This window comes from Kitasatospora indigofera (genome assembly GCF_014655955.1).
Taxonomy (GTDB): domain Bacteria; phylum Actinomycetota; class Actinomycetes; order Streptomycetales; family Streptomycetaceae; genus Kitasatospora; species Kitasatospora indigofera.
The window spans coordinates 182,934-195,056 of sequence record NZ_BNBO01000007.1 but is presented as its reverse complement, the minus strand read 5'-3'; the positions used below and the strand labels follow the sequence as shown (position 1 = coordinate 195,056).

Sequence of the window (12,123 nt, the reverse complement as noted above, 5' to 3'; positions counted from 1 at the left end):
TCCGCACCCCCGCGGTCATGCGTGTACGTGCGGTCGGACCGGAGCGGACGGCGGCCGCCCCCAGCGCGCGGAGATCGCCGCACGCCCGCGCACGACCGGCCCTCCCGCGCAACGCCCGGCGCAGGGGGCGCACGCGGCCGGGCGGACGGCCACCCGGCCCCGGCGCCCGGGCCCCACGGGTCGCAACGTGGCCGGCCCGTCAACGCTGCAGGTAGACCACCACGGAGAGCACCAGCGCGCCGATGCCGGTCAGCGCGGCCAGCGACGGCAGCGGCCAGCGCGAGCGCTGCACCGCCTCCATCTCCTCGCGCAGGGTCGCGACCTCGTCCTCCAACTGGGCGATCCGGGTGGAGACCACGTCGAGACGGCCGTTGAGCCGGGCGAACCCGGTCTCCATGATGCCGCGGATGTGCTCCAGCTTGACCGCCACCTCCACCCCCAGACCCGGCTGACCGTCCGGGTCCCCGTGGTTCACGGCTGCTCCGGCGGCGCGTCGTCCGGCGGTGGCGGGGCGGTCGGCAGCGCCTTCGGCGGTTCGGCGGTCCGCAGCCAGGGAGGTAGCGCGCGGTCGACGGCCGGCAGGGCCATCAGCCGGGTCAGCACGGTCGCGACGGTGAGGGCGACACCCACCCCGGGCAGCGCCCGGGACAGGCCGGCGGTGTCTATCAGCAGGGGCAGTCCGGCGGCCAGGGCCAGGGTGGACTGCAGCACCGTTCGGGCGGTGCGGCGAGCGGCGTCCGACATGCGGGTTCTCCGTTCCGGTGAGGCGGGCGGGGGCGCGCGGGCACGACGGTGCCACGGCGCGGGGGGATTGACGACACGTCCGGCCGGAGCGCGGAGCGTCGGGGGCCGGCGGCAGACCGGCAGCCGCACCGGGCTCGGCCCGGCGCGGACGACTGTGCCGGGAGGGACTGGGAACGTACGAGCGAAGCGGCGGGACCGGACCCGGCGGGTACGGGACACCCGGACCGTCCGCGCCGAGGCGGTGGGGCCCGCCGTCCCCCTGTTGGTACCCCAACCATCGCCCGCCCAACACTCACGGACGCACACTCACCTCGACCGCCCCGCCGGGCCCGGGCTCCGGGGCACCGCGAACACCGCTGGTGGGGGCCGGAACACCCCTGTTCGGCTTGCGACGGTGACGACGCCGGGCCGACGACCCGGGCTCCGGCCAGGTCGGCGCGATGGCGGTCCCCGGCGCCGGGGCACGGGGGGCGAAGACCTGGCCGGCCCGCCCGTCGGTGTCGGGCGGGCACCCCGTGGAGGCACTCCCTCACGGGTACTCCGTGGAGGTGCCCCCTCAAGGGGGTGGACCGAGGAGGCGAGCGTGCGGGCCGGCCGGCGGCCGCGTCACGACGGGGCGCCCCGCGCGGTGAGTGTTGCCGCAAACATCGAGAGTGTCAATACCTCGCACCCCACCTGCCGGACCAGTGGGCGGATCGCCCGCCGAACCGCCGCAACGTGGGCGGCTCACGGCACGGGCGGGGATCCACCACTGCTCGTGGAGACCCCTGAGGCCGGTTCTTACGACAACCGCACCGGACGGCGCGAATGGCTTGACTCCCCGCCTGTCGGCGATGGAAGCTGTGCGCCAGCATCCTGTTGGCGCAAACACGAGGACGGTGGGCGCGCCCTCAAGAACCCTGGCGTGCCCGGCCGGAGCAGGACAACGGACTCCGGCGGCCGGGCACGACCGGCCCCACCGGCGTCCCCACAGGTCTCCGTCGAGGCGGCCGACGGGGTGCACCCTCCGGCCGCGGCCCACAGCCACGAAGGAATTCCCCTGCGTACGGCCCGCACCGCCGTGGCGCACACCCCGTCCCGCGGCCCGCTGCGCGTGGCCGCGTCCACGGAGATCCCCCGTCCACCGGCTTCCCCCACCCCCCTCGGCTGTGCAGGAGTTCCGCAGATGAACGACGAACCCACCCCCCGCGTGAGCCGGCGTGCCCTCCTCGGCAGCGCGGCCGCCGCGGCCGCCATGACCGCGCTGCCGGGCGCGCTCCGTCGGGCCATGGCCGCCCCGGTGACGGCCGGGACCGGGACGATCGCCGACGTCAAGCACGTGGTGATCTTCATGCAGGAGAACCGCGCCTTCGACCACTACTTCGGGTCCCTCAGCGGGGTCCGCGGCTTCGGCGACCGCAACGCGGTGAGCCTCCCGGGCGGCAGCCCCGTCTGGTACCAACCCGCCTCCGGCGGCCCCGGCTACATCCTGCCCTTCCGGATGAACACCACGACCACGTCCGCCACCTGCGCCAACGCCCCGGCCATGGACTGGCCGACCGACCTCGCCATCTGGAACGGCGGCCGGTTCGACGCGTGGAACACCGCCCGCAGCCCGGGCGTCGGGATGGGCTACTTCACCCGCCCGGACCTGGACTTCTACTACCAGCTCGCGGACAACTTCACCATCTGCGACCACTACTTCCAGTCCACCCTGACCCAGACCAACCCCAACCGGCTGCACGCCTTCACCGGCAGCAACGGCCTCTCGGTGGGCCAGTCCGCGGTCATGGACAACACGGAGCCGAGCGCCGGGTTCAGCTGGACGACGTACGCCGAGCGCCTGCAGGCGGCCGGCGTCAGCTGGAAGGTCTACCAGCAGGCCGACAACTTCGACGACAACGCACTCGCCTGGTTCAGTTCCTTCAAGCAGTCGGGGGCGTCAAGTCCCCTCCGCACCAAGGGCCTGGCCACCGTCGCGGACATCGTCACGGCCTTCGGCAACGACGTCGCACGCGGCACGCTGCCGCAGGTCAGCTGGATCGTCGCCCCGACGGCCCTGTCCGAGCACTCCAACTACCGCCCGGCCGACGGTGAGAACCTCACCGCGAGGCTGCTCGCCAAACTCGCCGCGAACCCGGCCGTCTGGTCCAGCACCGCGTTCATCCTCAACTACGACGAGAACGGCGGCTTCTTCGACCACGTGCCACCGCCGATGCCGCCGGCCTCCGACTCCGACGGGCTCTCCACGGTCTCCACCGCCGGCGAGATCTCCGACGGCAAGCCGATCGGGCTGGGCTTCCGCGTGCCGCTGATCGTGGTCTCCCCGTGGACCCGCGGCGGGTACGTCTGCTCGCAGGTCTTCGACCACACCTCGGTCATCCGTTTCTGCTCCCAGGTGTTCGGGGTGGCCGAGCCGAACATCAGCCCCTGGCGCAAGGCGGTCACCGGAGACCTGCTGTCGGCCTTCAACTTCGCTTCTGCGAACACCACCTGGCCGGCCCTGCCGAGCACCGCCAACTACTCCGCCCAGGCCGCCGCGCAGTGCGCGAACCTCCCCTCGCCGGCCGTGCCCGCCGTCCAGACGCTCCCCGTGCAGGAGCCCGGGCATCGCAAGGCCCGAGCACTGCCGTACGCGTTCGAGGCCTCCGGCCGCGTCGCCGCCGAGGCCTTCTACATCGACATGGCCAACACCGGCGCGGCCGGGCAGTGCGTCCAGCTCCACCCCAACGCCTACCGTACGGACGGCCCGTGGCGGCACACCGTCGAAGCCGGCAAGACCCTCACCGACTACTTCGTCAGCGGGAGTCCGGCCGGCGCCTACGACCTCTCCCTCTACGGCCCGAACGGCCTGCACCGGCGGTTCCGCGGCAACCGGGTCACCGCCACCACGGCCGGGCGGGCCAACCCCGAGGTCACCGCACGGGCCGACGGCGCGAACGGCCGCCTCACCCTCACCATGGTGAACAGCGGCACGGCCCCGTGCACCGTCACCGTCACCGCGGGTGCCTACCGCACGGACGGCCCCTGGACGTTCGGCCTGCCCGCCTCCGCGACGGTGCAGAACTCCTGGACGATCAGCGACAGCAACGGGTGGTACGACCTCACCGCCACCGCCGACACCACCGACGGCTTCCTGCGCCGGTTCGCCGGCCACGCGGAGAACGGCCAGGAGAGCACCACCGATCCTGCCGTCACCAGCGTCCTAGGGACCACCGTCAGACACGTCGACAGCCAGGAGGTCAGCGGCGAGAACGGCGCGGCGACCAACGCCGTCGACGGCGATCCCCAGACCATCTGGCACACCCAGTGGTCTCCGGCCCCGGCGGCCCTGCCGCACGAGATCCAGCTCGACACCGGCGGCCCGCACGCGGTGACCGGCCTGCGCTACCTGCCGAGGCAGAGCGGCGGGGCGAACGGCCGCATCGGCCGGTACGAGGTCTACGTCAGCAACGACCCCGCCAACTGGGGCACCCCGGTCGCCACCGGCACCTTCGCCGACGACGCCGGGCCCAAGACCGTCACCTTCCCCACGGTCAACGGCCGGTACGTGCGACTGCGCGCGCTCACCGAGGCGGGCAACCGGGGGCCGTGGACCTCCGCCGCCGAGATCGCCGTCACCGGCACCTGACCCCGGGCGGCGTGCCTGGCGGGGTGCGGGGGGCCGGCGTGCCGGTCTCCGAAGGCGGGCGGCCCGGGGTGGCGCGCCCCCGGGGCCCGGCTCCACCCGCGCGAGCGGTGTCACCGGGGCGCCCGTGCGGGTACGTACTCCTCGTCCGCCGGCGCAGGTGCCCGCGGAGCAGCGGCTACAGATCGGAGTTCGGGTGAGCCAGGACGGGATTCCGCCCGCGGTGCGCCGGGTCTACGGACCGGAGGACCTCAGCACCGCGGCGCCCTTCGCCGGCGGGTACATCAACTTCGGGGACTGGAGCGGGGTGGCTCCGGCCGGCCCGCCCTCCCGGGCGGACCGGGTGCGCAGCCAGCAGGCGCTCTACCGCCGGGTGCTGGGCGAGTTCCCGCACCCCGGGGCGAGCCGGCTGGCGGAGGTGGGGTGCGGGCGCGGGCTCGGGTGCGCGCTGGCGGTCGAGGAGCTGGGGTTCGCGGCGGTCACGGGGGTGGACATCCACCCCGAGCAGGTGGCCCGGGCGACGGCCGCCAACGCCGGCCCGCTGGCCGCCCACCCGGACCGGCTCGCATACACCACCGGCGCCGCCGACCGGCTGCCGTTCGAGGCCGGCACGCTCGACGGCGTGTACTCGGTGGAGGCGGCCCAGCACTTCCCCGAACTGCCGGGCTTCGCCCGGGAGGCGGCCCGGGTGCTGCGCCCCGGCGGACGGCTGGTGGTGACGACCTTCTTCACCAGCGGCCCGGCAGCGGCCGGGCCGCTGCGCGAGTTGCTGGAGAGCTTCGCGGACGGGCTGGACGTGCCCCATCCGATCGCCGGCTTCGCCGAGGCCCTGGACGCCGCCGGGTTCGCCCGCCCGGCCGTGCGGTCGATCGGGCCGGCGGTCTGGCCCGGCTTCGACCGCTTCCTGGCGGGCGGCGTGGTGCCGCCCGGGCACTGGTCGCGCAACTTCCTGCCCGCCTGGCGGGACGGGCTGCTCGACTACTACCTGGTGACGGCGGACCGGCCCGGCACGCCCTGACCGGCCCCGGCACGACGCGGGCGTCGACGGGTGCGGCCCCGGGCACCCCGCCCGGGGCCGGTCGCGGCGACGGCTACGGGCGGGCGCCGGCGGGGTGCCGCTCCGCGTGGTCGTGGACGCCGTCGGTGGCCCGGATCTGCTTCCACGAGCGCGGTTCCGGCACCGCGTCGGCCGAGGGCCGGGCCGCTGCGGCGAAGGGCGCCCCTGCGGCCGGCGGCGCCGCCGGCCCGGCTGCGGGGCGGCCCGCCGTGTAGAGCCAGGTGTTCAGCAGGTCGCCGAGCGGCTTCCCGGAGACCCGCTCGGCGAACTGCTGGAACTGCGTGATCGTCGCGTTGCCGTACCGGTGTTCGGCCGGCCACTCCTTGAGGATGCGGAAGAAGGCCTCCTCGCCGACGGTGTTGCGCAGCGCCTGGATCGTGAGCGCGCCCCGGTCGTAGACGGCGGCGTCGAACTGCCGCTCCGGGCCCGGGTCGCCGGGCTTGACGTTCCAGAAGGTGTCGCCGGCCGGGTGCAGGGCGTAGACGTAGTCGGCGATCTCCTGGGCCGTGCCCTCGTTCTCGTGCTCGGACCAGAGCCACTGGGCGTAGCGGGCGAACCCCTCGTTCAGCCAGATGTCGCTCCAGCGCTGCAACGAGACGCTGTCGCCGTACCACTGGTGCGCCAGCTCGTGGACGACCACGGAGGTGTTGGAGCCGGCGGCGAACTGCCGGGGGCTGTAGAAGACCCGGCCCTGGGTCTCCAGCGCGTACCCGGTGGTCACGTTGGGGACGTAACCGCCGGCCGAGCCGAAGGGGTACGGGCCGAAGTAGCCGCTGAGCCAGTCGAGCACCTCGCCGGTGCGCTGGACGCTGGCGCGGGCGGCGCCGGCGTTGTCGCCGAGGTCCTTGCTGTAGGCGTTGAGCACCGGCAGGCCGCCGGGCGTGGTGTCGGTGCTGATCTCGAACCTGCCGAGGGCGAGAGTGGCGAGGTAGGTCGCCTGGGGTTTGTTCTGGCGCCAGTTGTAGCGGGTCCAGCCGAGCCTGGAGGTCTGCGAGACGAGGGTGCCGTTGCTGATCGCCTGGGTGCCGTCGGGCACCTGGACGGAGACGTCGAAGGTGGCCTTGTCCGCGGGGTGGTCGTTGCCGGGGAACCACCACCAGGCCGATTCGGGTTCCCCGGCCGCGATCCCGCCGTCGGGGGTGCGCAGCCAGGCGGTGAACCCGTAGCGGGAGACCTTGGACGGGGTGCCCGCGTAGCGGACCACGACGGTGGCCGTGGCGCCCTTGGCGAGCGGGACGGCCGGAGTGATCTCCAGTTCCTGCTCCCCGGTGGCGGCGTGGGCGGCCGGGCGGCCGTTGACCAGCACCTGGCTGACGTCCAGGGCGAAGTCGAGGTTGAAGCGGGTGAGGTCCTGGGTGGCGGTGGCCAGGACGGTCGTGGTGCCCTCCAGCCGGTCGGTGGCAGGCTGGTAGGTCAGGCGGATGTCGTAGTGCGACACGTCGTAGCCGCCGTTGCCGTACGTCGGGTAGTACGGGTCGCCGATGCCGGCCGTGCCGGCTCCGGCCGGGGCGGCCGCGGCGGGGACGGCCAGAAGCAGGGCGGCGGCGCCCGCGGCAGAGACGATCAGCCTCTTGCGCACGTGATTCCTCCAGGATCGCTGGGGCGGTGGGGACCTGACGACAGGTCTGCCTTCCGTCCTGTCCCGGCGGACGGCGGTCCACTCTCCTGTTATGAAATGTTCATGCTAGCTAACGCACCGTCATTCCGGCGCCATCACGCCGTGCCACGCCGGAGACGCACCTCACGCCGTACCGCCCGGGGGCGTCCGGCCCCCGTCGCACCGGACACCGCCGGCACCGTGCCGGGTGCCCGGCGGTCAGCGCCGTGCCGCGTAGTAGACGTTCAGCACGTCGCCCTCCACCTGGTGGGTCTCCACCTGGGTGAACCCCGCCTCGGCCAGCATCCGCCGCGCGGTCTGCTCGCCCCAGACCGTCCCCAGCCCCTCGCCGCCCTGGGCGAGCGAGACGGTCATGCAGTAGAAGACCGAGAAGGTGTACAGGGCCGGCGCGAACGGGTTCCCGACGTTCTCCTCCAGATTGCTGGAGGCCGCAATGTCACCCATCAGGAACACCCCGCCGGGGCGCAGCGCCGAGGCGACGGCGGCCAGGGTCGCGGTCGGCCTGGCCAGGTCGTGGATCACGTCGAACGCCGTGACCAGGTCGTACTCGCCGGTCAGCTCCGCGCAGTCGCCCACCTCGAAGGTGGCGTTGCCGAGCCCCAGCGCGGCCGCCTCCGCCCGCCCCGCGGCGACGCCCTCCTCGGAGATGTCCAGGCCGTGGAACCGGCCGGCCGGGAAGGCCCGGGCCAGCACGTTCACCGCATGCCCCTGCCCGGTGCCGATGTCGATCGCGTCGGCCCCCGCCGCCAGCCGTTCGGCCAGCCCGGGGACGACCGGGACGATGCTCCCGACCAGCGCCGCGTCGTAGACCCGGTTCGTCTCCTCCGCCTGCAGTTCCTGGAACCTCGGGTAGGCGGAGTACGGCACCCCGCCGCCCGACCGGAAGGCCTCCAGGACCCGCTGCTCGACCTCGCCCATCATCGCGAAGTCCTGCATCAGGCCGGCCAGGTTGTCCGGCCCGGCCGCCCGGGTCAGCGAGGCCGCGTGCTCGGCCGGCAGCCGGTAGGTCCGGGCACCGGGTTCGTACTCGACGATGCCGCCGACCACCATCGACCCCAGCCACTCACGGACGTAGCGCTCGGTCAGCCCGGTGGCGGCCGCGATCTCCTGCGAGGTGGACGGCGGCAGGTCCGCCATGGCGTCGAACAGGCCGCCCTGGTGCCCCAGGCTGGTCATCAGCGCCAGGCAGCCGTCGTTCAGCATCTGCACCATCCGGCCGGCGAACGCCTCCTGCTTCGCCCGGTCGAGCTCCCGAACAGTCATCGCTCCTCCTACGGCATCGGGCCGCGGCGGGGAGGCGGGTTCGGCCGCCCGGACACGGCTCGGCGGGCGGATGATCCGGACATACTCTCTCCTGGCAACGCTACGCTCCCGCCGGCCGGCCCGGCACGCGGAAGCGAACGGCCCCCGGGCGGGAGCGCGGGCCGGAGGGCGCTCCGCTGCGGCCGGCCGCTGTCCCCGGGCCGCTACGGCCAAGGGATCTCCGGGCCGCTACGGCCAGGGGATCTCCGGGCGCCGGGCGTAACCGAAGCCGGCCGCATCCCAGCGCGGGCCCTGCGCGGCCAGCCGGAGCCGGAAGCCGTCCCAGTCACGCCCGGACTGCGCGGACCACCCGACCTCCGCCAGCGCGGGCAGCCGGGGCAGCGCCATCTGGTCGACCTCGGCGAGGCCGGGCAGGGTCTCCGTCCACAGCGGCGCCTCGATCCCGGCGACCGTGCCGGCCGGCAGCTCCAGTTCGGTGTCCGGGTTCCAGGAGTACGCGTTGCTCACGCTCACCGTGCCCGCCCACCGGACCCCGAGCGCGGTGCCGCTGTCGTACTTCATGTCCAGGTAGGCCCGGCCGGCCGGTGCCATGACCACCCGGGCGCCGCGCCCGGCGGCCGCGGTCATCGCGCGCGCGTCGGCGCCGTCCGTGCTCCAGAACTCCAGCAGCCCGACGCCGTCCCCGCCCGCGACCGGCGCCGTCTGGTTCCAGCCGAACGGGATCTTCCCGGCCGCCCGGACCTGCGCGGCGACCCGGCGGACGAACTCCTGGTACCCGGCCGGCGCCAGGGTCTTCACCTCGTCCCCGCCGATGTGCAGGTACGGCCCGGGGGTCAGCGAGGCCAGCAGGGCGATCACCTCGCCGGTGAAGGCGTAGGTGCGCTCGTCGGTCGGGCAGATCAGGCTGAAGCCGACCGCGTTGCCGAAGTAGGGCTGCGCGGGGGGCCCGCCGGAGCAGTCGAGCTCGGGGTGGGCGGTGAGCACGGCGTTGGTGTGCCCGGGCAGGTCGATCTCCGGGACGACGGTCAGGTACCGCTCCTGCGCGTAGCGGACGATCTCGCGGTAGTCCGCCTCGGTGTAGAAGCCGCCGGGGGTGCCCCCGATCTCGGTGGCCGCGCCGATCCCGGTGAGCGCCGGGCGGCCGGGCACGGCGAGCCGCCAGCCCTGGTCGTCGGTCAGGTGCAGGTGCAGGTGGTTGAACTTGTACAGGGACAGCCGGTCGACGTAGGCCTTGACCTCGTCGACCGTGAAGAAGTGCCGGGCGACGTCGAGCATCGCGCCGCGGTAGGCGTAGCGCGGCCGGTCGGTGATGCCGACCGGGGGCACCGTCCAGTCGGCGGAGGCCGGGGTGCGGCTGTCGGCCTCGGCCGGGAGCAGCTGGCGGAGGGTCTGGGTCCCCCGGTAGAGGCCCTCCTCGGTCCGGGCGGTGATCCGCACGCCGTGGCCGTCGGCCTGGAGCCGGTAGCCCTCGGGACCGGTCTCCTCGGGCAGGGCCGGGTCCAGGGCCAGGTCGATGCCGTCCCGGGCGCCGTGGTCGTCGGTCACCGGCAGGGCGAGGCCGGTGGAGCGGCGCAGTCCGGCCGCGAGCTGGTCGGCGATCCGCCGGGCCGCCGGGTTGCCGCCGGCCGCGCTGATCGCGGTCCGCGCGGTGAGGGTGTAGCCGGCGCCGGTGCCGTCGGTCACGGTCAGCGGGGCGGGGACGATCCGGTGCGATCCGGTGGGTCCGCCCGCCGCGCCCGCGCCGGGCCCGCCGGGATCGTCACCCAGCGCCCGCTGGATGCCGAGACCGGCCGCGACCAGCGCCAACAGCGTGCTGACGAGCACGATCCGGCCGCTCCGGGAGGTGAGTCCCGCCCGCCCAATCCGCACAGCCACTCCCCCGGGTCCTGACACCCGGGGCCGCCCCGGGTGCCGACAGTGTGGCAGCCGGGGCGGCGGACGTCCTGGGGATGGTGGGAAATGTGCGGGAGATGTGCAGGGGCGGGCGGCCGGCCGGCGCGGGCGGCCCGCCACCCCGGCGGCCGGGCTCCGCCGTCCGGGGCCGGCCGTGCGCCCGGCGGGGGCGCCGCACCGTCAGGAGAAGACCACCGAACGGACCGCCGACCCCTCGGGGGCGACGACGCCGGGCCGCAGCACGTACGAGCCGTCACCCGCGCAGTCCGGGCCGGGGAAGACCGTGGCGGTCGCGCCGGTCCGGTTCTTCGGCGTGCGGGCGGGCTCCTCCCGGGTGGCCTCCGCCAGGTTGACGCATGCTCCGCTCGGCGGCCCGACCAGCCGTCCGGTCCGCTCCGCGCCGGCGTCTCGGTAGGTGTAGCGGAACTCGCCGAAGCTGGCGTTCGCCGAGCCCGGGACGGCCAGCACGAGGGTGACGGCGCTGGCGGCGGCGATCGCGGCGTTGCGGAGACGCATGAGAGGTGATCCTTTTCCAAGTGAAGCGGTGCAGAATCACCCTAGGTGCCGGAAAAGTGGCGAAACGGTTCTTCTGATTCACCCTTTTCGGTGGTTTTGGCCATGAACCCCTTACCTGTCGACCGCGAGGGCGTACCCCCCGGCCGGGGCTCCGAGTGCGCGCCGGACCCGGGTCGGGAGCGGTCCGCGTGCAGGCGGGGGAGCGGTCCGCGTGCAGGCGGGGGGGCGGGCCGGGGGCGGGCCGGCCACGGACGGGGAACGCGCCGGGCGGCACCGGGAGGGGCGCCCGGCGGACCGCCACGGCGGACGCTTGGGCCGAACGCCGCACGCCCGGCGAGGACCTGCCCCGGGGGCACCCGGGCACCGGACCACCAGGCCACCCGGGGCCGGCGGCCGTGGGCACGGGCGGCCGTGGGGACGGACCGTCAGGCGCCCTGCCCGGACGGCCGTCCGCCGTCCGCGGCCACCGGGCCGAGGCCCAGCAGGACGCCCAGGCGGCGGACCTCGTGGTCGAAGTAGGCCCGCTGGTCGTCGACGATGTTGGCGCGGTGCCCGAAGACCTCGAAGGAGACCGCGCCGAAGAGGTAGGTCCAGGCCGTCAGGCCGGCGACCACCAGGTGGTCGGGAATGCCGTCGGGCAGCCGCCCGAGCAGCGGGAGCAGCGCCCGGTGCGCGTCCGCCGGGACGGGCAGCCGGTCGAGCGGGCGGTAGGCGCCGTCCTGGGCGGCCCGGGCGAACAGGCCGCCGATCAGGAAGGGGACCCGGGTGCCCGGCTCGGTGGTCTCGGCGGGAGCGGTGTAGCCCGGCACCGGTGAGCCGTGGATCAGCGCGTACTCGTGCGGGTGGGCGAGGGCCCAGGCGCGGACGGCGTGGCAGACGGCCACCCACCGGCCGAGGTGGTCCCCCGGGTCCGGGGCTCCGTCCTGGACCTCGGCGTCCGGCGCCGCGGCGGCCTCGGCGGCGTCGCCGAGGGAGCTGTAGCTGTCCGCGATCAGGGCGGTGAGCAGCGCGTCGCGCCCGGGGAAGTACCGGTAGAGCGCGGAGGCGGAGACCAGGCCGATGTCGCGGGCCACCCCTCGCAGGGAGATCCCGGCGGCCCCGTGCTCGGCGAGCTGCCGGCGGGCCGCCTCCTTGATGTCCCGGGTGAACTCGACGCGGGCCCGCTCACGGGCGGTGAGCGATCTGGGCGCGGTGGGCATGCGCCCATCCTGGCAGCGGGCGAGAACACCCGCAACATCGGAGAACGCCGCATTCGTACGAGAACACCGCCAACGTAGGAGAACGCAGCTCGCGAAAGAGAACGGCGATCGGAAACGAGCACGGTGTTCTTGACACCGGCACCCGGCGTCCGCCACTCTCGTCATCGAGCGAGAACAGTGTTCTCGCCGATGTCGACGACGGTCACCCGCCGGGCGTCGCCCATCG

9 protein-coding genes are annotated in these 12,123 nt (G+C 74.6%); 2 read left to right on the top strand and 7 right to left on the bottom strand.

What is annotated here, in order from left to right; translation table 11 throughout:
* Positions 1-199: 199 nt before the first annotated feature.
* Positions 200-475, bottom strand: coding sequence for a hypothetical protein (locus IE329_RS09955; RefSeq protein WP_229927306.1), 276 nt, complete (start codon positions 473-475; stop codon positions 200-202).
* On the bottom strand, positions 472-744 hold the full coding sequence (locus IE329_RS09950) for a hypothetical protein (RefSeq protein WP_190210471.1): 273 nt from the start codon (positions 742-744) through the stop codon (positions 472-474). The genes IE329_RS09955 and IE329_RS09950 overlap by 4 nt, the downstream gene beginning before the upstream one ends.
* A gap of 1,165 nt (positions 745-1,909) precedes the next feature.
* Here IE329_RS09950 and IE329_RS09945 point away from each other — a divergent pair.
* Positions 1,910-4,354 (top strand): phosphocholine-specific phospholipase C, encoded by a 2,445-nt coding sequence (locus tag IE329_RS09945; protein WP_190210470.1) that lies wholly within the window; start codon positions 1,910-1,912, stop codon positions 4,352-4,354.
* A gap of 193 nt (positions 4,355-4,547) precedes the next feature.
* Positions 4,548-5,369, top strand: coding sequence for a class I SAM-dependent methyltransferase (locus IE329_RS09940; RefSeq protein ID WP_229927305.1), 822 nt, complete (start codon positions 4,548-4,550; stop codon positions 5,367-5,369).
* Positions 5,370-5,442: 73 nt separating this feature from the next.
* Here the strand turns inward: IE329_RS09940 and IE329_RS09935 are convergent, their stop codons facing one another.
* The 5 genes from IE329_RS09935 to IE329_RS09915 all read right to left on the bottom strand — a co-directional run bounded on the left by IE329_RS09935 (position 5,443) and on the right by IE329_RS09915 (position 11,897).
* On the bottom strand, positions 5,443-6,987 hold the full coding sequence (locus IE329_RS09935; RefSeq protein WP_190210469.1) for a M1 family metallopeptidase: 1,545 nt from the start codon (positions 6,985-6,987) through the stop codon (positions 5,443-5,445).
* 237 nt (positions 6,988-7,224) lie between these two features.
* Positions 7,225-8,289, bottom strand: a complete 1,065-nt coding sequence (locus IE329_RS09930) for a class I SAM-dependent methyltransferase (protein WP_190210468.1) — start codon at positions 8,287-8,289, stop codon at positions 7,225-7,227.
* A gap of 228 nt (positions 8,290-8,517) precedes the next feature.
* Positions 8,518-10,164, bottom strand: a complete 1,647-nt coding sequence (locus IE329_RS09925; protein ID WP_229927304.1) for a beta-N-acetylhexosaminidase — start codon at positions 10,162-10,164, stop codon at positions 8,518-8,520.
* 198 nt (positions 10,165-10,362) lie between these two features.
* Positions 10,363-10,698: a hypothetical protein gene (locus tag IE329_RS09920; protein WP_190210467.1), complete on the bottom strand. Its 336-nt coding sequence runs from the start codon at positions 10,696-10,698 to the stop codon at positions 10,363-10,365.
* 425 nt (positions 10,699-11,123) lie between these two features.
* A complete protein-coding gene (locus tag IE329_RS09915; protein WP_190210466.1) occupies positions 11,124-11,897 on the bottom strand; it encodes a TetR/AcrR family transcriptional regulator in 774 nt (257 codons plus the stop codon).
* Between the last annotated feature and the right edge of the window lie 226 nt (positions 11,898-12,123).